Below are 23789 nucleotides of genomic sequence, written 5' to 3'. Positions count from 1 at the left end.
TTGTATCATGAATAAAATTGCTATATTTCTAAGCAAAATTTACTAGAACTGGCGCAGCACACAGGGTATCATTTGTTTATCATATAATTTGATACATGCTTTTATTATCTCTTTTATAAAGGATGAAGGAGAACACACAATGAAGGATTTTGATTTTCTGCTGGACTACAGAGCTACAGCTACAGAAGCTGAAGTTTTCTGGGATATGCCCCTGGATGCAACACTGGATACCATCTATGAAGTTTTAGTTGATGGTTTTGTAACTTCAGAAACTAGTAAGACACATAGTTCTTTTGATAATCTGGTACCAGACACTGACTATGTTGTTGAGATCAGGATAAAAGATTCTGGAAAAAGCCTTGGAATCATTACCGTTCACACAGGCTCAGTCAAAAAGATGCTAGATGTGACCAAGGCTCCTTTTTATGCCATAGGCGATGGGGAGCATATGAATACAAATGCCATTCAGGAAGCTCTTGATGCCTGTGATAAGGATTCTTACGTTTACTTTCCCGCTGGAACTTACCTTACAGGTGCTCTTAACGTTCACTCAGATACAGAAATCTATCTGGATGAGGGAGCTCTTTTGCAGGGAACAGACGAGCCCTTTGACTATCTTCCCAAGATCCACAGCCGCTTTGAAGGCTATGAAATGGAATGTTATAGAAGTCTTTTAAATCTTGGTGAACTTGACCACAACGCAGGTTTTACCTGTGAAAATGTAGTTATCAAGGGAAAAGGTACTATCTATGGAGGCGGAGCTGCGCTTGCCAAGGCAATTGCAAGAATAGAAGGCGAAAGACTCAAGGACTATATCGCATCTCTTGGGGATAAGATAAAGGATTATGAGAAGCCAGAAACTATCGCAAGCCGCTTCAGAGGAAGGCTCATCAACATGAGCAATTGCCGCAACATCTGGATCCATGGACTTGCCCTTGGCTATGCTCCTTCCTGGAATATTCACTTTATCTACTCAGATCAGATTGTTACAGATCATTGCACTATAAAATCCGAGGGTATATGGAATGGAGATGGCTGGGATCCTGATTCATCCACAAATTCAACTCTTTATGCCTGTGATTTCTATACTGAAGATGACTCCGTTGCCATCAAATCCGGCAAGAACCCTGAAGGCAATGTGATAAACAGACCAACCAAGCATATCAGAGTTTTTGACAGCATAACTCACTTTGGCCACGGTCTTTGCATTGGAAGTGAGATGTCAGGTGGTGTTGAGGATGTCCGACTTTGGGATTGCCAGATGGGACCAACCTGGTCTGGAATAGAAATCAAGGCCACAAAAAAGCGTGGAGGCTATGTTCGAAATATCCTTGTTCGTGATATCACAGCTTCACACATCCAAATGCACTCTGTAGGATACAATGACGACGGCGAAGGCTCTAAGGTTCCACCTCAGCTTGGTGATTGCCAATTTGAGAGAATACATCTTCTTGGAAGATACCTTGATAATAATGCCGGCAAAAATGAATGGCACGACTGCCCATCAGTTCTGTTGTGCGGCTTTGATGTTCCAGGTTATGAGATAAAAAATATAGAGCTTAAGGATATTGTTATGGAAGATAAAGCAGGAAGAAATCAGGCCTTTGATGGTGTGATCAGCGATGTTTCCGACCTTACTCCTGATAATATAAGCCTTGAATACTGCGAAAATATCAGATTTGAGAATGTAGAGCTTATTCCTAGATCACTTTGAAATACAAATCGAATTATTCATATCAGCGACTCTGCAGCATAAAAAAATAATTTGCTACCCGTGAATATACAGGTAGCAAATTATTTTTTCACAGGACATAGTCCTTGTTTATCACACAAGACTATATTATCACAAGCATTTCTTACAGGAAATTCTTTAGAGCTTCTATGTCCTCTTTTGTGGTTGCCCAGTCTGTAGCAAATCTTATAACCGTATGGGTGTCGTCAAACTTCTCCCAGAAGCCATAACCGACCTGTCCATCTAGTTCCTTTAACTTATCGTTATCCACAATAACAAACTGCTGGTTTGTTGGAGAGTCCAGGAAGAATCTGTAGTTCTTTTCCCTGAGGATTTCTTTTAACAGCTCTGCCATTTCTATGGCGTTTCTGCTGATTTCAAAGTACAGGTTATCTGTAAACAAGGTGTCAAACTGCACTCCTAAAAGCCACCCTTTGGCAAGAAGGGCGCCATGCTGCTTGATAACCGGGATTGGATGGGCTGTTGTAACTCCCTTAGGGAATACTACTGCTTCTCCAAAAAGTGCCCCCACCTTGGTTCCGCCGATATAGAACACATCTACAAGGCTTGCGATATCCTGAAGGGTAACGTCAGTTCTTTTGCTCATAAGTCCGTAGCCAAGCCTTGCTCCATCAAGGAATAAGGGAATCTTGTACTCCTTGCAAACAGCAGAGATTTCGGTAAGTTCCTTCTTGGTGTACAGCGTTCCATATTCTGTGGGATGAGAAATATACACGGCACCTGGAAATACCATGTGCTCATGATTATCATCGCCATAGAAAGTATCTATGAATGCCTTTAGTTCCCCAGCGTCAATCTTGCCTGCATTTTCAGGAAGAACAAACTCTGAATCTTCCTGTCTCTCAATATGGCCTGATATAGTCAGGACCTTGTGTCCGGAAAACTCTATAGCGCCAGCTTCGTGAGCCGCTATATGGCCTGTTTGAGCTGCAATCACACCTTCATAGGGTTTCAGGAGCATGTCTATGATAGTCTGATTGGTCTGAGTGCCTCCAACAAGGAAGAATACGTCACCTTCCTGACATCCGCAGGCTCTTTTTATCTTGTCTGCTGCCGCCTTGCAGATATCATCAGTACCGTATCCCGGATTCTGAGTCAGATTGTCTGCAACTAAGCGCTCAAGGATTCTAGGATGAGCGCCCTTTGTATAATCGCTTGAAAAAGAAATCTTAGCTGACATTTTGTCTTTCCCCTTAATTATTCTTTGAACTGATCCTCTCTAAGTCCGTTGAACCTGCAGAAATCTGTGTTTTCCTCAAGAACCTTAACAAACTTCTCAAGCCCAATCTGATCCTCAAACTTAAATCTGTCAAAAGAAGGGCTATCGATGTCAAGAACACCAATAACCTTGCCATTACAGTGAATTGGAACAACTATCTCTGAATTGGATGCGCTGTCACATGCGATATGTCCAGCAAATTTATGAACATCCTCAACAAGAAGTGTTCTGTCCTCCTTGGCTGCAGTTCCGCAAACTCCCTTGCCTAAAGGTATTCTGATGCAGGCAACCTTTCCCTGAAATGGTCCGAGCATAAGTGATCCCTTATCTATCAGGTAAAAACCTGCCCAGTTTATATCTTCTAAGTTCTCAGCTAAAAGAGCAGATGCATTGGATAATACTGGCATAAAAAAGTTCTCATCCTCTGAAAGTGACTTCAGCTGCTGTGTAAGTAAATCGTAATCTGTCATTCCTGGCATTTTTATTTCCTCCTATATATAAAAAACCAAAAAAGGTATGAAGTCATCCATGACTCCATACCCACGATTCTAGCACTCTTTTATCTTGTATACAATCTATTTTTGTCAGTAAACTACTTTGTTTCTTCCGGTTTCCTTGGCCTTATACAATCTGTCATCAGCTAAATTTACAAGTTGTTCGGAGGTATCTCCTTTCTCGTAAATAGCGGCACCTATCGAAATTGTAAATTTAATCTTAGCATTTTCTATTAACAGCTCATTATCTTCTACCTGCTGCCTTATATCCTCAAGCAACTTGGCAAACTCATCATATGACATATCTTCTGGGGCTATCAGCAAGAATTCCTCGCCTCCCCATCTTCCATATAAAAGCCCTGCATCTAAATACCTTGCAAAAACGTTTGTAAGTTCTTTTAGGGCTTCATCTCCTGCAACATGGCCATAAGTATCGTTTATTTTTTTGAAATAATCTATATCTGCAATAGCAACCATCAAGTGCATATCTGAAAACACCTGTGCCCGCAAGATCTCTGAATCTAATATTTTCTGCATTCTCTGCCTGTTGTAAATGCCTGTCAAAAAGTCATGTTCCGCAGCCATCTGAAGTTCCATGTTCTTTTCTGACATTCTGATGTTATATGCAGCCGCATAAAACATAATTGCACTAAAGCTAAGAAATGCATTTGCATAGTACAAAACACTGGCTACTTCAAAGGTTGCATTATACCTGGTCGGTAAAAGGCCTCTCCTTCCCAGAGCAGTAATTATCATGAAAGATGCAACAATGATAGTACTAAAAATGCCTATTTGTTTTTTCTGAAATCCATTTAAACCAGGTAGAAAAAATGGCAGAAATACACAAGACAAGGTTCCAAAGAGCCAAAGCTGATATCCGCACGTTATACCAATAACGACGCAGCAGCATAGGGCATGAAGATATACTTCAAACACCATTATCCATATGGATAACAGTACTTTATTTCTTATGAGCACAAAAATACTGACTACATACGTCAAAATACTGAAGATATTAATTATGACCATGGGAGTAGCGCCAAGCCATATGTAAAACGCCTCCAGCATTAAATGCACAACTAAAAGAGCAGTGGCAACTACGAAATACTGCTTGTCAGATAGGTAATCGCCACCAACAACCTGTTTATATGTCCTATCACGCATAATAGGTTGTCTGCTCTCGTTCTTCATACCATAATTGTAATTCCAGGTATAATAATGTTCAAATTAAGAAATGTGGAATAATAATTAAAACATTATTATATTTCGTCAGTTACCTGAAAGATAACAAACTTCAAATAATAAGATGCTGCTCCGCCCCAGAGGATTGGGTGATCAGCTGCCTGCTGTCTGAACTCCACCTGTGTAAGACGCTTGTGAGCATCTCTTGCTGCATCAGCTATGGTCTTGAGGAAAAGTTCTTCATCCATAAAGTGTGAACATGAGCAGGTTGCAAGATATCCACCGTCCTTAACAAGCTTCATTCCACGCATGTTGATCTCCTTGTAGCCTGTAGCAGCCTTCTTTATTGAAGCTCTGGACTTGGTAAATGCAGGAGGATCAAGAATTACCACATCAAACTTCTCGCCCTTTTTCTCAAGGTCAGGAAGAAGTTCGAAAACATCTGCGCACTGGAATGAGGCGATTTTTTCAAGTCCATTTAGTGCTGCATTTTCCTCAGCCTGCTTGCAGCCAAGGTCTGATGCATCAACTCCAAGGACAGATGCGGCTCCGCCTGCTGCCGCATTAAGGGCAAAAGAGCCAGTGTGGGTAAAGCAGTCGAGAACTTTTTTACCCTTACAGAGACCTCTTATAGACTGTCTGTTGAACTTCTGGTCAAGGAAAAAACCTGTCTTCTGGCCATTTTCCACATCAACATAGTATTTGACGCCATTTTCTTCTATGAGAACCTTAGTATCAAACTCCTGCCCGATAAAGCCCTTTGTACGCTCTAGTCCTTCAAGTTCACGCACCTTGGCATCGCTTCTCTCATAGATTCCCCTGATATTTACGCCATCTTCTGCAAGAACTTTTTTGCAAATGTCGAGAATAATATCCTTCATGCGGTCAGTGCCAAGAGCCAGTGACTCTATTACCAGCACATCAGAAAACTTGTCGATTGTTATTCCTGGAATGAAATCTGCTTCGCCAAAGATAAACCTTGTTGAAAGCTTGCTGAGCGCCTTTGCGTATTTCTCTTTGTCTTTAGCTGCCTCTTTATCTCCATCCAATAGATATTCATCAATATAGCTGGCCATGACAGCTTTTCTGTATTCCCAGGCTCTTTTTATTCTCTTTTCCAAAAGAGCTTCATCCACTGGGTTCTCTTTTTTCCTGGACATCATACGGATCCTGATCTTGGACTTTTCATTGATAAATCCATATCCCAGAAAATATCCATCAAAATCGTGGACCTCAATAATATCGCCGTTTTCGTAACTGCCTTCCACTCTGTCCACTTCATTGTCATAGATCCAGGCGCCGCCTGCCTTAAACTCGCGGCCCTCTCTTTTTCTTATTATCGCTGCTGCGTTTGCAGTCTTTATTTTTCCCATGTTTTTTCTCCAACTAAATTTCGTTAACTACTGTGTCATTTTTGTGCGCCCATTTCGCACAAGATTGTATAATAACATTATAATGGTAAAAGAGGAAATAGCTATGGAAAAAAGTCTTATTCTTATCGGTCTTATCGCTTCGCTATTCTTTAATCCAAATTTTTCTGCGCAAGGTCCATCTGAAGATGTCTCAATCCTCATGGTGGGCGATATTTTGCTGCACACACCTGTGGAAGAAGCCTCCGTGAGCGAAAATGGCGATTATAATTTTGACTTTATTTTCCAGGATACAAAGGATATTATCAGTGACGCAGATATTTCTATCGTCAATCAGGAAGTTATAATTGGTGGAGCAGAGCTTGGAATATCTGGTTATCCCTCTTTTAATGCGCCTTATGAAATTGGTGATTCTCTTGTAAATGCAGGGTTTGATGTTGTATGTCACGCCACCAATCACTCACTGGATAAAGGAAAAAGAGGCCTTCAGAATTGTTACTCTTATTGGAAGAATAATCATCCAGGCATGACTGTTGTGGGACTTAATGGCGATGAAAGTGAATATGCACGTGTAGATATTGTGGAATCAAAAGGAATTCGCATTGCAATCCTCAACTACACCTATGGCACAAATGGCATAAATCCGCCAAAAGACATGCCTCATGCAGTTGATATGCTGGATAAAAGTAAGGTTATTGCCGATTTACAATACGCAGAAGAAAATGCTGATTTTACTATCGTTTGCCCTCACTGGGGAACAGAATACAATCTGGGTATTGATGCAAGTCAGAAAAAGTGGGCCGAAGTATTCAGACAGTATGGCGCTGACCTTGTAATAGGAACTCACCCTCATGTTATCGAACCTATTGAGTTTTTAGATGATGGCATTTCAGGAATTACCAACAACCACGGCGGCGGTGATATGCTTGTTTACTACTCTCTTGGTAATTTCGTAAATTGGACCTCAAGCTCTGGCAGTGGCATAGCAAACCGCATGGTAGGTGGAATGGCCCAGATAACTATTGGCAGGAACTCTTCTGGTGAGATTGTGGTTAAAAGCCATGGCATAACTCCTCTTGTATGCCATCTTCAGAAAGGATATCAGGGAATTCATGTTTACCCTCTTAGCAAGTACACTTCTGATATGGCTCTTAAGAATCAGATTCTATCCCAGGATCCTAGCTTTTCCCTGGAATACTGCACTAATCTGTGCAACAAGGTTTGGGCTGGTCAGTGGTAAAACATAGATTTAAAAGATTCAATAAAAAACCGTTGACAAACCCCATGGTCTAGTGTAATAATTACTTTGTTGTCGCGCAGACAACAGCATACGAAACGCGATAGTAGCTTAGTTGGTAAAGCGCCACCTTGCCAAGGTGGAGACCGCGGGTTCGAGCCCCGTCTATCGCTCTAAAAAAGGACATCCGATTGGATGTCCTTTTTTGCTACGTAGAAACCCGGGAGTGGTCTCCCAGGTCCATACCTAGTATCACTTTGCTTTTTGTTTGATCACAAACAGTGTTCCCAGCATGATCACTATGCCAAGTGGCAGGCAGATCAGCCAGTTTCTGATAAATCCGGATATGATATATGCTACAAAAGATACTGCGGCTGCGGTCATCGCATATGGAAGCTGCGTAGATACGTGCTTGATGTGGTCACACTGAGCTCCAGCACTGGCCATGATAGTTGTATCTGATATAGGTGAACAGTGATCGCCACATACAGCACCAGCCATGCATGCTGAAATAGAAATGATCATCAATTCGTTCCCCATATTTGAACCAAATACGTTTACAACAATTGGAATCAGTATTCCGAAGGTTCCCCAGGAAGTTCCTGTTGCAAAGGCAAGGAAAGCTCCGATTACGAATACTACAGCAGGGATAAAGCTCATTACTGCGCTGCCATCTGCAAAGTTTTCAAAAATCCCAGCAACATAGTTAGCTGCTCCAAGAGAATCTGTCATTGACTTAAGAGTCCAAGCCAGAGTCAGTACCAAAATAGCTGGAACCATACTCTTAAAGCCTTCTGGAATTGAATTCATGCACTCGATAAATCCAAGAACTCTTGTTGCCATAAAGAATATAACTGTCAGTATAAGTGCTGCAACTGAGCCATATACTAGTCCAACAGATGCATCTGATCCTGAAAAGGCATCAACAAAGCTTTCTCCTGAAAAGAATCCGCCAGTATAGATCATTCCAATAACGCAGCATACGATAAGTGACGCAATAGGGAAAATAAGGTGGATTACTCTTCCCTTTACAGATGTTGGTGGATGTGGCTGATCCACAGCTCCCAAAAGGCCTTCGCCTTCGCCAAGAGCATTCTTAAAGTCTTTTACCTGAGAATGTTCTTCTGCCTTTTTCATAGCACCATAATCAAAATTCATGAAAGTAAGGCCAAACATCATTACTATAGTTAGTAAAGCGTAGAAGTTATAAGGAATCGCCCTTACAAAAAGAGTCAGTCCATTAGCTCCATCCACAAATCCTGTAACAGCTGCTGCCCAGGATGAAATTGGAGCAATTATACAGATAGGAGCTGCTGTTGCATCGATAAGATACGCCAGCTTTTCTCTGGAAATCTTATGTTTATCAGTAACAGGCCTCATTACTGAGCCTACTGTAAGACAGTTAAAATAGTCATCGATGAAGATAAGCATTCCAAGAATTATAGTGGAAACCTGAGCCCCAGCCTTGGTCTTAACATGGGCCACCGCCCATTTTCCAAAGGCTGCAGATCCGCCAGCTCTGTTCATGAGCATTACCATGGTTCCCAAAACTACCAGAAATATCAGTATTCCAACGTTCCATGAATCTGAAAGCTGAGCAATCATGCCATCTGTAAATACATGCTCAATAGTCCCTGTAAAACTGAAGTTAGAATAAAGCATACCACCGACCAGGATACCGATAAACAGTGAGGAATACACCTCCTTGGTTATCAGTGCCAGCGCAATAGCTATCAGCGCAGGAAGCAATGACCAGTAGGTATCAACAAACGTTATATCAAACATAAATATCTCCTTTACGTTAAAGTGATAAAGTTATCTATATTATTTCTTCTGAAATTTTCTGTGTCAATGTTTTTCTTTGTGCAACAAAATAATTACACCTGTAGACTGAGCATTTGTGCCTGGAATATGGTATGTTAGTAGTATGGAAGGAAAAATGCCATGAATATTGACATTCAAAAGATAACTGACGGGGATGAGAGCATAACAATCAGATATAAAGAGCCAAATCCCACCATAAATAAAATAATCGGCATTCTTGAAGGCGGATCTGGCAAACTCTGGGGCAAAGTAGATTCAGAAAGCGTCTGCATTAACCTTGAAGACGTGCTCTATCTTGAATCTGTTGATGATAAACTTTTTGCCTACACTGCCAAAAAAGTTGTCCGCATCGACGGATCCCTTTATTCATTTATGAATGAAATTGACGACGAAAGCTTTTTTAGGTGCAGCAAGTCAATGATCATCAATATCGGAAAAGTCGTGGCGCTAAAGAGCCTGTCCTCTAATAGGATTGACGCAACTATGCAAGGCGGCGAACATATCATGATCTCCCGGCGATACGCTGTGGATTTCAGAAGACTACTGAAAGGAGATCGATAACATGAAGGATGGTAAAAGAAAAAACGGATCCCGCGTAACATTGTGGGAACTCTACCTTACAAAAGAAATTGGCATCGAGTTCAAGGCCTGCCTTTACTTTTTTGCATTCCTGTTCTACTACTGTGTTTTTAGGATGATTGGCGGAGTCTTCGTAGCAGATATCCTGCATATGACAGAGCTGATATTTACCTGTTATTTTATAGGCTATCTCCAGGTATACGTCCTGTGGAACTTTGACGAAGCAGAGCGCCTTGGCAAAAAAGAGTGGGGTGCCATTATCCTGTGCACTGCCCTATACTGCGGCGTTTCTTATCTCTTTAAATGGTTTGATAGAAACCTCCTTGCCACTATCCTCTTTGCGGCTTACATTCTGATTGTTTATATCTGCGTTTTTCTGATCTATAAGTCCAAAAGACAAATCGATGACAAAAGATTAAACGAAGACCTCAGAATCTTTCAATCTGAACACAAAAAGTGAATCTTACCAGTTAATATGTGCATCTTGCGGGAACATCTATTGTTCCCGCTTTTTATTTGTGCTAAATGTAAGATATAGGCAAACGAAATAAAGGAGACAATTATATGACAAATATAGTCGAGATTGGAAATCTCACAAAGAGTTACGGCAAGAACCGTGGCGTAATAGACGTTTCTCTGGAAATTAAAGAAGGTGATATTTTCGGATTTCTAGGACCTAACGGAGCTGGAAAATCTACTACTATCAGATCAATGCTGGGACTACTAAAGATAAATAGCGGAAGTATAAAGATATTAGGCCTTGATAGCGTAAAGGATCACGAAGAAATCCTTAAAAATGTAGGCTACATGCCATCAGAAGCCTGGTTCTACGATTCTATGAAGGTCAAAGATGTAATAAAATACGCCGCAGATGTAAGAGGTATCGACTGCTCCCTAGAAGCCGAAAAGCTCTGCGAAAGGCTAAAAGTAGACAAGAACAAAAAAATAAAGCAGTTATCCTATGGCAATAGGAAAAAGGTCAGTATCGTGTGCGCAATGCAGCACAGGCCAAAACTCTTTATCTTTGATGAACCTACAGGCGGCCTTGATCCTCTTATGCAGAAGACCTTTTTTGACCTTGTAAATGAATACGTGGATAACGGCGCTACCTGCCTTTTATCTACTCATGTTCTGACAGAGGTAAATAAATACTGCAGACACGCAGCCATAATGAGAGAAGGAAGGCTCACCATGCTGGATTCCGTTGATATAGATGATGAAACCTTCCTGAAATTCTATGAAGATGGAGTGGAGGAATAAGAACATGAAACATATATTATATAGAGAACTAAAGCTTAATCTAAAAACATTCCTGATATGGTCATTATCTGTCGGAGCCATAGGCCTTATATGCATCCTCCTCTATCAGAGCATGGAAGGCGACATGAAAGACATGGCAGACATGTTTTCCAATATGGGTGCCTTCTCAGATGCCTTTGGAATGAGCACTCTCAGCATCGCAACTCTTTCAGGCTACTTTGCCACAGAGGTTGGCACTGTACATGGGCTTGGAAGTGGCATGTTTTCCGCAATCCTGGCGGCTGATATTATATCCAAGGAAGAGGATAAACACTCCGGAGAGTTTCTGTTTACCTTGCCTGTTTCAAGGTCCAAAGTCCTGACCGCCAAGGGAATCTGCGTAGCTATCATGCTAGTTCTTTTCACTGTGATCTGCGCAATATTCTACGTATCAGGCTTCTGGTATCTTGGCGAAGAGCTGCCCACCTCTGAATTTGTAACCTTTATGTTAAGGCAGCTCCTTATGAACATTGAAATTGCTGCCATCTGCTTTGCAATATCCGCATTTTCAGGAAAGAGCAAGATGGGTATGGGCCTTGGAATCACCCTTTTCTTCTATGTTTATGACCTAATGGGGCGAGTTGTTCCTGACCTTAAGGATTATCTCTTTATCGGTCCCTACTCCTATGCTAACGCCTCAGAAATCTTTTCCGGAATTGAAGTTTCCGCCTCTGCGCTGATATTGGCTATTTGCGTATCTGTTTGCGCCACTATCTGTGCCTACGTAATCTTTGGCAAAAGAGATCTTGCAAGCTGATTAGGGACAAAGAGTCTCACCATAACTGAGATAAATGTGTGATCACGTTTAATGTTCCATGAATGAGCCAGCCTGGAAGTATTGATCCTTCGCATTTCTTTTCATTGACAATTGCAATGAGAACTCCTGGAATCATAGGATAAAGAAAAAGTGCAACTCCCTCTGCAAATGTGATCATGCTAAGTGACAGAATAACGTGTGATGCTCCGAAGATAGCAGCCTGTACAATTGTTCCTGCCACAAACCCAAGGCTCTTTTGAAGTCTTTTCTGAAGGAAACCTCGGTAGAGTATCTCCTCAGAAAAGGCTGTATGCAAATAAGAAAAGGAAATAGCTGCCACAAGTCCGCTGTTTCCCTGCCCTGCAAATGATGATACATTCCAGTCAGTTCTAAACACGGTGAGATTAAGGATTGTTCCAATTACTTCGCATATAACAAATGCACCAAGCATGAATAGTAATATTTTTTTCTTATCTCCTACTGGCTTTTTAAGACCGATCCAGGAAAAGAAATTTTCTTTTTTCCTGGCGGTTATAAGCCACCAGATAAATGGAATGAGAGTAAAAAGAAGTATCTGTACTACTGAACCTATTAATTCATTAACTGTCTGTGTCATCGCTGCTATCTCCATTCGGGTCGTATTTTAAAATGTCTCCTGGTTCACACTCTAATGATTCACAAATTCCTGCAAGTGTGCTGAATCTAATTGCATTTACCTTATTGTTTTTTATCTTGGATAAGTTTACGTTTGCAATTCCTACCTTCTCTGAAAGGTCATTAAGTGACATATGGCGTCTGGCCATCATTACATCTAGTTCTAGAACAATTTTTCCCATAATGATCTCCTTTATAACAATCCTTCTACATCTTTTTCAAGAGATGCACCATATGCAAAATACTGAGCAAGGCAGAGGATGATCAGTCCAAAGAGAACTTCACTTGCCTCGACACCAATTGTGAAATCCTTGCTGATAAAACCAAGAGCGATATTAGCTATTATCTTGCATACTGGAAGTGCCAGCGCGATATAGCCAATATTCTTGATGCGACTAACATTTGAAATATCAAAAGGAGAAGCTGTATTAGTTGTCTTAAAGATAAGATTTACGTTTCTGAACATAATAATCAAAAGAACTCCAACCACCAAACCATAAATAAGAAGCGCTATCATTACTGGGAAAAAGGTGCTCTCGTCAATTGTTCCAGGGTTGATGCCTGTAGTTGTGAACTGAAAACTGCTTGCCTCTGTGTAAGCCTTGAGGATCTGATCCTTGAGCGCTGCTATAGCTATTCCAGATAATACGATTGCTCCTGTGCCAACCCATGCGATTACTTCCATAACCTTGGCAAACACTGCTGTAAAGTTTCTAAGTTTTGATGTTCTCATTTTTTTGCCTCCTACGAATTTCGTTTTGTTTTTAATGTTTATCGTTAAATTCATTGTAAGAGGTCATTTTATATTTGTCAACAATTTTTTAACGAAAAACGTTAAATTACAAAATCCTCGTAAAGCGCTGGGAGATGCGATATATTTATATTAATACTCAATAGTAATAGCATCGTATTAGGAAGGGGCCTGGAAGTATGGGAGTATGGAAGGTATTGTGGAAGCTGACCAAAGAGGCAGCGCGCTACAAGGGGTTATATGTTATAGCAATCTTGGCAACGTTTGGGCTTACAGCAGTAAATCTTACTGCACCCAAGGTACTATCAAATATGGTAGGAATTGTAGGGAAAGGTGTAGATGAAGCCGCGCTTTCACAGGTAAAAGGACTTGCTCTGGCGCTTCTAATACTGTATCTTCTAAGAGTTCTCTTTAGATTCCTTAGTAACTATCTTGCTCACAGAGCCGCCTGGTATCTTGTGGGCGACCTTAGAAGCAGGCTCTATGACAAACTTCAGAGCCTTGATCTTGGCTTTTTCCATGATAAGCAGACAGGCGATCTTATGAGCAGGATCGTCAATGACACAAGAGACTTTGAACTTCTTTATGCCCACATGATCCCTGATATGATCACTAACGTTGTGACCTTTGTTGGAGTCCTTGTGATTCTCCTTACTGTAAACGTGAAGCTTGCGCTTATCACCTGTTTCCCAATACCACTTATACTTATTTCAGGAGTTATTTTTGCCAAGGTTGTAAGACCATTTTTCAGAGTTTCCCAAAAGAGTATGGGCGAACTAAACGCCCAGCTTCAGGATTCTTTATCTGGTCTTCACGAAATACAGGCCTTTGGCCAGGAAAAATATGAAAGTCAGCGCATTAAGACAAAGAGCTTTGATCAGGTAAAAGCAATGCTAAGAGCTCTCAGAGCCAGTGGAATCTTCCATCCAAGCGTAGAGTTTCTCTCATCTATCGGAACAATTCTTGTAGTATTTTTTGGTGGTTACCTTGCTTACAGAGGTCAGCTCGGTGTGGCAGATATCGTAGCTTTTATGCTCTATCTTTCACTCTTTTACCAGCCAGTTTCCGGGCTTGCAAGACTCATCGAGGATCTTCAGCAGTCCCTTGCAGGTGCAGAACGAGTTGCTCTCATCCTTGATACCCCATCAGCTATCTCTGATTCAGAGGACGCAGAAGAACTCACCGATGTAAAGGGGGCTGTTGCCTTTGAAAATGTAAGTTTTCACTACAGCAACGAAGTTCCGGTTTTAAAAGATGTTTCTTTTTCCTGCAAACCAGGCATGATGGTGGCACTTGTAGGGCCTACTGGAGTTGGTAAGACAACTGCAACTCAGCTGATTTCCAGATTCTATGATCCTCAGCAGGGCCGCGTTCTTATTGATGGAAAAGATATTAAACACGTCACACTTGAAAGCCTCAGGCATAACATTTCTCCTGTTCTGCAGGATACCTTTTTATTTAATGGCACTATCGCTGAGAACATAGGCTATGCAAGGCCTGATGCCACAAGGCAGGAAATTATAGCTGCTGCCAAAGCGGCGAATATTCACGACGACATTCTCAATATGCCAAAGCTATACGACACTCAGGTCGGTGAAAGAGGATTGAGATTGTCCGGTGGACAGAAGCAGCGAGTAGCTATCGCCAGAGCTATACTCAGGAATTCTCCTATTATAATTCTGGACGAAGCTACTGCTTCCGTAGATGTTCAGACTGAAAAACAGATTCAGGCTGCGATAAGTCAGATGGCAGGAAAGCGGACAATTATCGCTATCGCCCACAGACTTTCCACCATCATAAACGCAGACCTTATTCTGGTAATCCATGAAGGGCGTATTGTTGAACAGGGAACTCATCAGGAGCTCCTTGATAAGAAAGGCTTCTACTATGAAATGCAGAAGGTGCAGTTATAACTTACAGTTTTGTCACATTCTATAGCAAATCAATAGATAATTTTATCTTATTATTCTCATTTGTTTGATATTTCAGAACACCGATAACCGCTTGTCTTCTGGAACGTAGTAGGGACTGTTTTCATCAATATCATACACTTCATAAAACTTATCAAATTGCCCAAGGATGTGATTCACTCTTTCTTTGCCGATAAGATGGCTGTCTGCAACAGCGCTATCAATGCCCTGCTCTGTAATATAGTGAGCATTTATTCTGGCATAAGTCCTAAAGAATAAATCGTAGTCAGGATTTTCTTTTTGTTCCAGGATTTTAAGGCAGCACCTCATGGCCATAAGGTCAGCAAAGGTTTCATTCATAATAAGATCACCGTCTATCTTACGACCATATTCAACTTCGAGGCCATCAAAAAAGTCTGCGATTTTCTGCTGATTCTCGGTATATGCAGCTTCCTCATCCTCTTTCATCCAAGTCTCCCACCATCCATTCCAATCATAGTTAATACCGTAAGGATCATATGAATGAGCATATTCATGTGCTATTAATGTACCATAGTAACCTAGCATTTCCTCGAATGATGCCGTTTTGGAACAATAAGGATTAGCGAGTATTCCACTACTTACATAAAGTGCATTATACCTATTCAAAAAATAGGCATTTACCTCAAACAAATTAGCATTAAAGATCTGTCTTTTCTCGTCTTCTTTCTTGATCTGACCTCTTTCAAAGCGTTCCTTGCTGACAAGAAGCGATATATAATCGTCCACCAGATCACCGGTTAGATTTATGTCAGAAAGGTCATTTTCTATTTCGTTTTTCCCAAGGCTTACTCTCATAGTAAGAATCTTATGTTTAGCCAGCTCTTTTCCATGAGTACTGAGCCATTCTGTACCATTTATAATATCTCTATAGCTATTCTTGATATCCTCCACAATTTCAAGCGCTCGCTGCTCATCAAAGTCCCCAAGATATTGCTCGTTGTAAGCTTCATTTATAACATCCGATGCATATGCCTTTATAGCCCTGCATGCCTGGTCACTATAATCTACGCCATATGAAGCTTTCAGCACATCTTCGCCATAGATTGTAAATAGCCTTGTAATTGCCCCCAATAGCAAGTGATCCCTTATGGCTTCTACATTTTTTTCCTGATAAAGGTTATTAAGAAGGTCAGATAAGTTTTCTTTTGCTACGAAATCCTTATGCTTACCAAGTGCCTCTAAACTTCCGAGGATTTCTATCACCGGTACAGAAACATTTTCTTTTTCTAGTGACGCAGAATCAAAATAGACGATGTTATTGACCGGCTCTTTCCAATAATCTTCAATCATCTCTCCTACAACAGAGGCATTATCAAACATTTCAATTGTTCTGTCTTCTGAATACCCAAGTTTATCCATCAATGTTAGAAACTCTTTTTTGACAGAATCATCTGCATTGTCCTCTGAAAAAAGATTCTTGTAAAAATCTATATCACTCATCATACTGTCTGGCTCAAACCATGTGGCATGATAGCCGTTATAATCTGCAGAAATTGTAAATCTGAAAGCTTTGCTAAACATCATATATTCTTCAGTTTGATAGAGTTTGTAAATATCTTCGAGGCTTTTAACATTTTCAATTGGCTGTAGATGTCTTTTTGCTGAATCTATTCTCTGATCGTACTCCTGAGTGTCTAATATGTGACGATAAATAGATAAAGCTTTGTAAAGGCCACTATCCTCACTAATTTCATCTAAATCAGTATTATCAAGAATATCTCTGATTGCCTTATCGAATTCCTCCTGTTCATCCCACAAAAAAGTACCACTGTCATCGCTATTTTGGCTTTTCTGTTCTTTCCATTCACCATTAACAAATTCGTCAAAGTCTGCTATTGATTTGCCATTATCATATATTTGGGCTGTGATAAATGACTTCGCCTCATCATCACTGCTTTGAACATCTTTATTATCTTCATTTTTTCCTGAATTTGTCTCTGTATTTTCCTGATCTGTTTCTGCCTTTACTTCTGAATTTATTTCAGGCGTGCCTGCTTCCCCACATCCAGTATTCATTACCAGTACTGATGCACTCAGTAATAACGCCACTTTTTTGGTCCAATACTTCCCAATAACTTTTTTGCTTACCATGTCTAATCTCCATTGTTTTTTGTTGTCCATATATTGTATTTCATAAGAAACTGACACGCTAATCACATTTTCATATCTACTTTACTTAAATTGCTATCTATCCACCCATTCTCTAATCTTCCCGTTACCTAGATAAAGCCTCTCTGTTGCGATCCTGTCCACAAAAACTTTATCATGAGAAGTAAACACAAGTGTTCCTTCATACTCTTTCAGCATTTTTTCTAAAGCCTCAACAGATGGGATATCAAGATAGTTCGTTGGTTCATCCAATATAAGCAGATTTACATCAGATACAAAGAGCATGGCAAAAGACAGTTTCATTCGCTCGCCTCCGGAAAGCTCTGATGCCTTTTTGTGCATATCTCTTTCAGATAGCAAAAGACGTGCCAGTATTATTCTGGAAAGGCTCTCACTCTGAATGCTGACTCTGCGAACATTTTCAAGAACAGTTTTTTCAAGTTCAATCTGTGACATATTCTGCTTGGCATATCCTATCTTGACTCCCGGAACCACATATACACTTTCCCGTTTGCTTATAAGTTCAAGCAAAGTAGTCTTACCTGCCCCATTGCTGCCAAGTAATGCCACCTTACTTCCGTTCTTTATCATAAAGTCCGCATCATCAAAGACAATATGATCGTCATAGGCAAAAGAAATATGCTCTCCGCGAATAACAATAGGATTCCTGGGCGGATTTGTAAGCCTGAAATCCGGTCTTAAAGTCGGCTCATCTTTGGGCTTTTCTTTTACCTCCATGTGTTCAATTCGCTTAAGGACATTTGCAGCACTTCTTTCTATTCCCCGTGCCTTGTCCTCGGGCTTTCTATTGCCACAAAGCGAAATTGCTTTTGCCTCGCTTGCTGTAACATTCTTTGGCTTCTTATCGACCGTTTTTGCCTTGGCTTTTTTCTCTATATAAACTCTTTGAAGCCTCTTTTTCTCAGCCTGATAATTTTCATATTCAGCCTGCTGTGTTTTAATTAGTTCTTCTTTCTGAACTACATATTCATCATAATTGCCGCTGTAACTATGCAGTTCCCCAAAAGATATTTCAACGATCCTGTCACATAAATCGTTTAGGACAGATCTGTCATGGCTGATCATGACAAGTGTATCTATTTCTTTTAGTCTCTTTTTGAGCATTTCCACGCCTTCGAAATCCAGATTTGAAGTGGGTTCGTCCAGAAATGCCACTGCATGCGGGCTTGAAAAGAGCTGAGCAAGCCTTATCCTGGTATCCTCTCCGCCACTGACCTTTTCCTGCCAGATACGGTCGGCTACTCCCATTTTCCCAGCTTCTGTATAGTCAGTTTCAACATATGCGGTATCCGATCCAAATTGTTCAAAATAAAATGGAATGCATTTACTTGAAATAGTCCCGGCTGTAGGTTCCAACTCTCCTGCCAAAATTCTTAGCAGTGTGCTCTTGCCTGCGCCATTCATTCCAACGAGTCCAACTTTCTCACCTTCGTACAAATAGAATCTGTCAAAATCAAGTACTGTCTGTTCTCCATAGGAATGAACTATATTCTCTGCTTGTATTAGTAATCTTCTAGTCATATATAAGCCCCCTTGTCTATCAGTCAGAAATATTTATTGAAAGAAAATCCATTTTTTCCAATAAAATGAGTCTACCCTGCGTACGCAAAATAGACTCACACAAATAGACCTATATATGAATGAAATAGGCTCTGGATGCATGATAATCCAATTTAAGCATACACATTAAGCCGCCGCATGAGCAGCAGCCATATCAACATGTTCACCTAAACCAAATTATCTAATAATCATTCAGTCACCTTCGCGAAAAATCGCCCTTTCTTTTTCTAATTTGAATAGTAGCATACATATAATTATTTAGCAATCTGCTCAAGCATGAATTCTTTTACCGCTTCGGTGACAAGTTCAAGATGGTGATCGTAGCAGTGGGTATCTCCGGGAATAGTTACCAATTTACAGTTCTTATACTGCTTAGAAAAAATCACGGAAGACTCATAAGGAACAGCTTCATCCTGATCGCCGTGAACTATAAGCACTGGCTTTGTATACTTATCCACATAATCCTCAACCTTTATAGTCTGAGCAACCCTAACGTAATTGCCTTTAAGCTTTCTTCCATCCCAGGCATCAAGTTCATCGGGAATATTCTCCGGATCAAATTTAATTCCGAGAAGTTCTCCGGTTCTGGCTATTTCAGGAATCATTGCAGCAGGTGATAATGGAATAAGCGCCTTGATAATATCTCTTTCCATTGCTGCAGCGAGCATTACAGAGAGTCCGCCCTGAGAGTGTCCTGCCATGTAGATATCTGTAACAAAGTCAAGTTTCTTGGCATAGTCAACTACTGCAAGAATATTTGTAAGCCACTTGAAAAGCGTGTGATCCTCAAACTTTCCGTCGCTCTTTCCATGTCCGTACATGTCTGCGCGAAGTGTTGCTACCCCGATTTCATTGAGTGTTTCCTGAACCGCGACAATATGTCTTTCTTCACTGTGTCCTGTAAAACCATGAATTATGATGCACAATGGGCATTTCTCTGGATTATTCTTTGGCATATCTAGATAGGCATTTAATTTTATACCGTCACAATCAATATACATTCTCTTTTCCCTCCATGTATGGTAGTGACTTCTATCATATATCTTCAGATAAGAGCAGGTCTACTCTATTATTGCTGGAATGATCCTATGACTCCGTCCCTTAGTTTCTTTTTTTGCAAATATATAGAAGATGGTTTGTGTTGCCCAAGAGTTCCCTCTTTTCAGAAAATTGCAGGTACCACTCGAATAACTTGTTGAAATCTTCATCAGAAACTTCAAAATCAACTCTTTGTTCTATTGGTTCCAAAAGTCCGTCCACACCCGTTGTGGTTACCCAGGAAATATTTTTTTCTTTAAAGAGCCGCTCAAACTCAGTAATGTCATAACCTGTAAAGAGCTGTTCCTTAAAGTGCCTGATTCGATAATCTTTTGTAAAATTCTCCTCCTGGCCTTTAGCCCAGTTTCCATAGAAGTAGTTAGAATACATGATTGCGTAAACTGATATGAACGCAAACATAATAACACCACCAGGTTTTGTTACCCTAATGGCCTCATCTATTGCTCTGTTCACTTCATTTGATTCATACAAATGATATAGTGGTCCAAAGACAAGCGTCACATCAAAGGTATTGCTAGCCAAAGATTGAAGATTTGTGGCATCTCCCTGGATAGAATGAAGGTTAGAAAGCTCTTTACTATGAGCCCTTAGCACCTCAAGGTTCTTCTCAACCAGTTCAACTGCTGTTACATCCATTCCCTCCTTGGCAAGGGCTATGGAATATCTTCCTGTTCCAGCACCAATTTCAAGCACCTTAGAATTATTATCAGCAAATCTATGGATGTAATTCATGGTTGTCGCATATTCAAGCCTTCCATGAACTGACCTTTCAAGGCGCCCATCTTCTTCATACTGGGAATAGAATTTGCTTACAATTTCTTCTCTTGAAGCACCCTCTGTTATCTGATCTATCCTGGTAAGCTCCATTTTTTCTCCTCCTTAGTTTTAATATAAAAAGAGCCTCATCAAACATTTATCTGTCTGATGAGGCTCTTAATCTTGTGAATCATATTTATATGGCTCTATGCTAGAAGCTGCCTTTATCCTCATCAATCATAACACCAATAGACCCCTGATTATTATTCACGGGCTGATTATTTGATGATGTAGTTGAATTGATGAGTCTGATATTTTGCATGGTGTTCCTTTGCTTTCTGAAAATTATTAGTTGTTAGTATAATTTACAGACAAAACGGTGTCAATACATATTATTTATAAAACTGAAATGCATACAATAAGCACAACATAGAGACTCCGTCCTTGGTTTCATTATTTTTTAGCATCTCAAGTACTTGTTCTTTCGGAAGCCACTTTTTATATGCAACTTCATCAGTATCGAATAGCGAGCCTTCCATATCTACTCTGGCCGCAAAGCAGTGGCACATACAGTCTGACATACCATTGGCAGGATTTTGAGAACAAAGAAAACTTACGTCCTTCAAAGAACAGCCTGTTTCTTCAATACATTCTCTTCTCGCAGCTTCTTCAGGGCTTTCGCCTTCTTCGATTTTACCTGCTGGGATTTCCCATTCAAGTCTTCCAACAGTATATCTTCTGTGGCGAATAAGCAGCACCTCATCTTTTTCATTAAAAATCGCCACACAAACAGCTTCCTTTGGATAATGTATCTGATGGTACTTTTCAATGATATAGCCACTTGGAAGTTTTACCTTGTCAGTGTACAAACATACAAAATCACTTTCATATATTACTTTTCTATTAAGCCTTTCAGGCATAATTATATTTTCCATATTGTCCTTTCCGATTTACTTTATCCTATGAATTATCTAGTTTTTTTCACAAATTCCACAATTTATCACATTCGAAATCTCTATTTCAGTTACTGTTTACCGGTGGTTTCCAGGGCTTAGGGCAGAGAAGTGTAGTTATGCCTATATTCGGAAGAACATCATATATAGAACATCCCATTCTCTCTTCAAAATCTTCTTTTATTTTGAAGGCAATCTCCCAACCTTTAATGTAGCCCTCCATTATTCCGTATCGCCTTGTAACATCAACAAATCTTTTTTCCAGAATTACAAAACCATAATCTGTGGCAAGCGAATCACAGAGCTGGATCAGCTTGTCATAATCATCCGGCTCACCACAATTCATTATGTAATCTCTGATAGCCTTTTCGTGCTCTGTTTCGGGTTCGTAGCTAAACTCTTCCTGCATGCGAAGATAGGAATGTGTCATGCAAATTCTTGATGGCTCGTTCCATCCTTTTTCCATGCAGTACTTATACCCTTCATATACATGCGTAGGAATATCAACAAAGCCAAATTTACATCTTCTTCCAATATCATGCAAAAGCCCGAATATATAAGCTTTCTCTGAATCCATATCAGGTATCTTTTCTGCAATATTACGAGCTGCTAAGCCAACATTAATTGAGTGATCAACCCATGGTCCGGGATTTAAGTTTCTTGCTATTTCAAGCTCTTCTAGAGCTTCTTTGACACTTGGAAACATCTGTTTTACCTCCTTGCCTTGAATATATTCAGGCGCGCACTGAACTTATAACCATGACTTTCTGAATTTCTGAGGAAATTCAATATTCTATGTTATACTCAGATTATAAAAGGTGACGTTACGTAACCTTCAAGCACTTTTTTGATTATATTGGAGAAAACCTTAATGAATAAAAAAGGCTACTATTCATCCGGACAATTTGCCAAAATGGCTCATGTATCGGTAAGAACTATAAGATTTTATGACCAGAAGGGTCTGCTTGCGCCATCTTATATAACCGAATCAGGTGCGAGATTTTACACAGATTACGATTTTGCAATTTTGCAGCAGATATTGCTTTTAAAGTACCTGGGATTTTCTCTGGATGAGATAAAAGAAATACCAAATGGTCAGGCTAATAATCATTTCATTCTGAATGCCCTTAAGATGCAGAAAAAACTGCTTTCAGAACGAATTTATGAAATGAAAAATGTTGAAGAAGGTGTAAATGCAACCATCAAAGCATTAGAAAGTTCTGCTAATCCCGATTGGAAGCAGATGCTAGATCTGATTCACATGACTTCAATGGAGAACAACCTGAAGAGTCAATATCAAAATGCAAGCAACATCTCTGCCAGGATAGATCTTCATAACAAATATTCAACAAATAAACAAAGATGGTTTAATTGGGTATTACAGGAATGTGATATCTCTTCCGGAATGGATATTCTTGAACTTGGTTGCGGTAATGGAGCATTATGGGCAGAGAATATAAGCGAATTGTCCAAGCGCAATTATACAGATATACAAATAACTCTTTCAGATATCTCTGCAGGTATACTGCATGATGCAAGACAGAATATAGAAAGTGCGGTATCAGCATATTCAAACGAACTACGGGATTTCTCTTTTTCTTACAAAGCATTTGATCTTAATGATATACCATATGAAGATAATTCCTTTGATTTAGTAATTGCGGGTCACGTCCTCTTTTATTGTGAGGATGTCCATCTTGCCTGTCAGGAAATAAGTAGAGTACTAAAGCCTGGCGGAAGACTTGTCTGCAGCACATATAGTAGTAACCACATGAAAGAGATCAGAGAGCTGGTAAAAGAATTTGATGATAGGATCGTGCTTTCCAGCAATGACTTGTATAAAATATTTGGTTTGGAAAATGGTGCTGACATCCTGCGCAGCGTATTTGAAAAAGTGGAGCTGAAGAAATACCAGGATGAAATAGTCATTACTGACGCCGGCCCGTTAATAGATTATATCTTTTCATGCCACGGCAATCAGAACCACTATCTTCTGAATAGATATGCAGAATTTAAGAATTATATCATGAAAAAGGTAAGTCATGAATTTCACATTACCAAGGATGCTGGGCTTTTTATTTCAGACAATGAAAAAAGGACATCCATTCGGATGTCCTCACTTTAGAGCGATAGACGGGGCTCGAACCCGCGGTCTCCACCTTGGCAAGGTGGCGCTTTACCAACTAAGCTACTATCGCATATATGTAAAGTCGCTTTCGCGACAGCAAAATAAAATATACACTAGTGGTTTTAGTTTGTC

Annotated in this window: 22 protein-coding genes and 2 tRNA genes; 9 read left to right on the top strand and 15 right to left on the bottom strand. The window is 40.2% G+C overall.

Annotation, left to right across the window (positions count from 1 at the left end; translation table 11 throughout):
• Nucleotides 1–139 precede the first annotated feature (139 nt).
• Complete coding sequence (locus G631_RS0111260; RefSeq protein WP_026489533.1) at nucleotides 140–1714, top strand: glycoside hydrolase family 28 protein; 1575 nt, start codon at nucleotides 140–142, stop codon at nucleotides 1712–1714.
• A 142-nt stretch (nucleotides 1715–1856) separates the two neighbouring features.
• Here the strand turns inward: G631_RS0111260 and G631_RS0111255 are convergent, their stop codons facing one another.
• The 4 genes from G631_RS0111255 to G631_RS0111240 all read right to left on the bottom strand — a co-directional run bounded on the left by G631_RS0111255 (nucleotide 1857) and on the right by G631_RS0111240 (nucleotide 6021).
• Nucleotides 1857–2933 (bottom strand): threonine aldolase family protein, encoded by a 1077-nt coding sequence (locus G631_RS0111255; protein WP_026489532.1) that lies wholly within the window; start codon nucleotides 2931–2933, stop codon nucleotides 1857–1859.
• Between the two features lie 17 nt (nucleotides 2934–2950).
• Nucleotides 2951–3451, bottom strand: coding sequence for a GAF domain-containing protein (locus tag G631_RS18950; protein WP_035789738.1), 501 nt, complete (start codon nucleotides 3449–3451; stop codon nucleotides 2951–2953).
• Nucleotides 3452–3556: 105 nt separating this feature from the next.
• Nucleotides 3557–4630 carry a GGDEF domain-containing protein gene (locus tag G631_RS20275; protein ID WP_051197165.1) on the bottom strand — a complete coding sequence of 358 codons (1074 nt, stop codon included), beginning with the start codon at nucleotides 4628–4630 and terminating at the stop codon, nucleotides 3557–3559.
• 95 nt (nucleotides 4631–4725) lie between these two features.
• Nucleotides 4726–6021 (bottom strand): class I SAM-dependent rRNA methyltransferase, encoded by a 1296-nt coding sequence (locus G631_RS0111240; protein WP_051197163.1) that lies wholly within the window; start codon nucleotides 6019–6021, stop codon nucleotides 4726–4728.
• Between the two features lie 103 nt (nucleotides 6022–6124).
• On the opposite strand from G631_RS0111240, the gene G631_RS18940 reads away from it, so the two are divergent.
• Entirely contained in the window at nucleotides 6125–7258 is a 1134-nt protein-coding gene (locus G631_RS18940) for a CapA family protein (RefSeq protein ID WP_051197161.1), read from the top strand.
• Between the two features lie 97 nt (nucleotides 7259–7355).
• Nucleotides 7356–7428 (top strand) — tRNA-Gly (locus G631_RS0111230).
• A gap of 79 nt (nucleotides 7429–7507) precedes the next feature.
• Here the strand turns inward: G631_RS0111230 and G631_RS0111225 are convergent.
• Nucleotides 7508–9040: a Na+/H+ antiporter NhaC family protein gene (locus G631_RS0111225; RefSeq protein WP_035789737.1), complete on the bottom strand. Its 1533-nt coding sequence runs from the start codon at nucleotides 9038–9040 to the stop codon at nucleotides 7508–7510.
• A 159-nt stretch (nucleotides 9041–9199) separates the two neighbouring features.
• Here G631_RS0111225 and G631_RS0111220 point away from each other — a divergent pair, with 159 nt between their 5' ends.
• From G631_RS0111220 to G631_RS0111205, 4 genes are all read left to right on the top strand, one after another.
• Nucleotides 9200–9640: a LytTR family DNA-binding domain-containing protein gene (locus G631_RS0111220; protein ID WP_026489529.1), complete on the top strand. Its 441-nt coding sequence runs from the start codon at nucleotides 9200–9202 to the stop codon at nucleotides 9638–9640.
• Nucleotide 9641: 1 nt separating this feature from the next.
• A complete protein-coding gene (locus tag G631_RS0111215) occupies nucleotides 9642–10118 on the top strand; it encodes a DUF3021 family protein (RefSeq protein WP_026489528.1) in 477 nt (158 codons plus the stop codon).
• 104 nt (nucleotides 10119–10222) lie between these two features.
• Nucleotides 10223–10918, top strand: coding sequence for an ABC transporter ATP-binding protein (locus tag G631_RS0111210; protein ID WP_026489527.1), 696 nt, complete (start codon nucleotides 10223–10225; stop codon nucleotides 10916–10918).
• 4 nt (nucleotides 10919–10922) lie between these two features.
• Nucleotides 10923–11714, top strand: a complete 792-nt coding sequence (locus G631_RS0111205) for an ABC transporter permease subunit (protein ID WP_026489526.1) — start codon at nucleotides 10923–10925, stop codon at nucleotides 11712–11714.
• 16 nt (nucleotides 11715–11730) lie between these two features.
• Here the strand turns inward: G631_RS0111205 and G631_RS0111200 are convergent, their stop codons facing one another.
• The 3 genes from G631_RS0111200 to G631_RS0111190 are packed head-to-tail and all read right to left on the bottom strand — an operon-like array spanning nucleotide 11731 to nucleotide 13101.
• Nucleotides 11731–12330 carry a CPBP family intramembrane glutamic endopeptidase gene (locus G631_RS0111200; protein ID WP_026489525.1) on the bottom strand — a complete coding sequence of 200 codons (600 nt, stop codon included), beginning with the start codon at nucleotides 12328–12330 and terminating at the stop codon, nucleotides 11731–11733.
• Entirely contained in the window at nucleotides 12314–12550 is a 237-nt protein-coding gene (locus tag G631_RS0111195; RefSeq protein WP_026489524.1) for a helix-turn-helix domain-containing protein, read from the bottom strand. The genes G631_RS0111200 and G631_RS0111195 overlap by 17 nt, the downstream gene beginning before the upstream one ends.
• A gap of 11 nt (nucleotides 12551–12561) precedes the next feature.
• The gene (locus G631_RS0111190; protein ID WP_026489523.1) at nucleotides 12562–13101 is read right to left on the bottom strand and encodes a DUF2975 domain-containing protein; all 540 of its coding nucleotides are present in this window, start codon (nucleotides 13099–13101) and stop codon (nucleotides 12562–12564) included.
• Between the two features lie 197 nt (nucleotides 13102–13298).
• Here G631_RS0111190 and G631_RS0111185 point away from each other — a divergent pair, with 197 nt between their 5' ends.
• Entirely contained in the window at nucleotides 13299–15032 is a 1734-nt protein-coding gene (locus tag G631_RS0111185; RefSeq protein ID WP_026489522.1) for an ABC transporter ATP-binding protein, read from the top strand.
• Nucleotides 15033–15104: 72 nt separating this feature from the next.
• Here G631_RS0111185 and G631_RS0111180 read toward each other — a convergent pair whose 3' ends face one another.
• The 6 genes from G631_RS0111180 to G631_RS0111155 form a co-directional block, all read right to left on the bottom strand.
• Nucleotides 15105–17162: a M13-type metalloendopeptidase gene (locus G631_RS0111180; protein ID WP_026489521.1), complete on the bottom strand. Its 2058-nt coding sequence runs from the start codon at nucleotides 17160–17162 to the stop codon at nucleotides 15105–15107.
• A 93-nt stretch (nucleotides 17163–17255) separates the two neighbouring features.
• Complete coding sequence (gene abc-f, locus G631_RS18935) at nucleotides 17256–18722, bottom strand: ribosomal protection-like ABC-F family protein (protein ID WP_051197159.1); 1467 nt, start codon at nucleotides 18720–18722, stop codon at nucleotides 17256–17258.
• 293 nt (nucleotides 18723–19015) lie between these two features.
• The gene (locus G631_RS0111170; protein ID WP_026489520.1) at nucleotides 19016–19762 is read right to left on the bottom strand and encodes an alpha/beta hydrolase family protein; all 747 of its coding nucleotides are present in this window, start codon (nucleotides 19760–19762) and stop codon (nucleotides 19016–19018) included.
• A 100-nt stretch (nucleotides 19763–19862) separates the two neighbouring features.
• Nucleotides 19863–20687, bottom strand: coding sequence for a class I SAM-dependent methyltransferase (locus G631_RS0111165; protein WP_051197158.1), 825 nt, complete (start codon nucleotides 20685–20687; stop codon nucleotides 19863–19865).
• A gap of 281 nt (nucleotides 20688–20968) precedes the next feature.
• Nucleotides 20969–21511, bottom strand: coding sequence for an NUDIX hydrolase (locus G631_RS0111160; RefSeq protein WP_026489518.1), 543 nt, complete (start codon nucleotides 21509–21511; stop codon nucleotides 20969–20971).
• Nucleotides 21512–21596: 85 nt separating this feature from the next.
• On the bottom strand, nucleotides 21597–22235 hold the full coding sequence (locus G631_RS0111155) for an HD domain-containing protein (protein WP_026489517.1): 639 nt from the start codon (nucleotides 22233–22235) through the stop codon (nucleotides 21597–21599).
• 165 nt (nucleotides 22236–22400) lie between these two features.
• Here G631_RS0111155 and G631_RS0111150 point away from each other — a divergent pair, with 165 nt between their 5' ends.
• Nucleotides 22401–23654, top strand: coding sequence for a MerR family transcriptional regulator (locus G631_RS0111150; RefSeq protein WP_026489516.1), 1254 nt, complete (start codon nucleotides 22401–22403; stop codon nucleotides 23652–23654).
• Here G631_RS0111150 and G631_RS0111145 read toward each other — a convergent pair.
• Nucleotides 23655–23727: transfer RNA gene (locus tag G631_RS0111145), tRNA-Gly, on the bottom strand.
• Between the last annotated feature and the right edge of the window lie 62 nt (nucleotides 23728–23789).

This window comes from Butyrivibrio sp. XBB1001, assembly GCF_000424505.1.
In the GTDB taxonomy this organism is placed as follows: domain Bacteria; phylum Bacillota; class Clostridia; order Lachnospirales; family Lachnospiraceae; genus Butyrivibrio.
This window is presented reverse-complemented; position numbering and strand designations above follow the sequence as displayed.

Coding starts and splice junctions, on each gene's coding strand:
- G631_RS0111260 (WP_026489533.1), top strand. CDS start 140: ATGAAGGATTTTGATTTTCTGCTGGACTACAGAGCTACAGCTACAGAA.
- G631_RS0111255 (WP_026489532.1), bottom strand. CDS start 2,933: ATGTCAGCTAAGATTTCTTTTTCAAGCGATTATACAAAGGGCGCTCAT.
- G631_RS18950 (WP_035789738.1), bottom strand. CDS start 3,451: ATGCCAGGAATGACAGATTACGATTTACTTACACAGCAGCTGAAGTCA.
- G631_RS20275 (WP_051197165.1), bottom strand. CDS start 4,630: ATGCGTGATAGGACATATAAACAGGTTGTTGGTGGCGATTACCTATCT.
- G631_RS0111240 (WP_051197163.1), bottom strand. CDS start 6,021: ATGGGAAAAATAAAGACTGCAAACGCAGCAGCGATAATAAGAAAAAGA.
- G631_RS18940 (WP_051197161.1), top strand. CDS start 6,125: ATGGAAAAAAGTCTTATTCTTATCGGTCTTATCGCTTCGCTATTCTTT.
- G631_RS0111225 (WP_035789737.1), bottom strand. CDS start 9,040: ATGTTTGATATAACGTTTGTTGATACCTACTGGTCATTGCTTCCTGCG.
- G631_RS0111220 (WP_026489529.1), top strand. CDS start 9,200: ATGAATATTGACATTCAAAAGATAACTGACGGGGATGAGAGCATAACA.
- G631_RS0111215 (WP_026489528.1), top strand. CDS start 9,642: ATGAAGGATGGTAAAAGAAAAAACGGATCCCGCGTAACATTGTGGGAA.
- G631_RS0111210 (WP_026489527.1), top strand. CDS start 10,223: ATGACAAATATAGTCGAGATTGGAAATCTCACAAAGAGTTACGGCAAG.
- G631_RS0111205 (WP_026489526.1), top strand. CDS start 10,923: ATGAAACATATATTATATAGAGAACTAAAGCTTAATCTAAAAACATTC.
- G631_RS0111200 (WP_026489525.1), bottom strand. CDS start 12,330: ATGACACAGACAGTTAATGAATTAATAGGTTCAGTAGTACAGATACTT.
- G631_RS0111195 (WP_026489524.1), bottom strand. CDS start 12,550: ATGGGAAAAATTGTTCTAGAACTAGATGTAATGATGGCCAGACGCCAT.
- G631_RS0111190 (WP_026489523.1), bottom strand. CDS start 13,101: ATGAGAACATCAAAACTTAGAAACTTTACAGCAGTGTTTGCCAAGGTT.
- G631_RS0111185 (WP_026489522.1), top strand. CDS start 13,299: ATGGGAGTATGGAAGGTATTGTGGAAGCTGACCAAAGAGGCAGCGCGC.
- G631_RS0111180 (WP_026489521.1), bottom strand. CDS start 17,162: ATGGTAAGCAAAAAAGTTATTGGGAAGTATTGGACCAAAAAAGTGGCG.
- abc-f (WP_051197159.1), bottom strand. CDS start 18,722: ATGACTAGAAGATTACTAATACAAGCAGAGAATATAGTTCATTCCTAT.
- G631_RS0111170 (WP_026489520.1), bottom strand. CDS start 19,762: ATGTATATTGATTGTGACGGTATAAAATTAAATGCCTATCTAGATATG.
- G631_RS0111165 (WP_051197158.1), bottom strand. CDS start 20,687: ATGGAGCTTACCAGGATAGATCAGATAACAGAGGGTGCTTCAAGAGAA.
- G631_RS0111160 (WP_026489518.1), bottom strand. CDS start 21,511: ATGGAAAATATAATTATGCCTGAAAGGCTTAATAGAAAAGTAATATAT.
- G631_RS0111155 (WP_026489517.1), bottom strand. CDS start 22,235: ATGTTTCCAAGTGTCAAAGAAGCTCTAGAAGAGCTTGAAATAGCAAGA.
- G631_RS0111150 (WP_026489516.1), top strand. CDS start 22,401: ATGAATAAAAAAGGCTACTATTCATCCGGACAATTTGCCAAAATGGCT.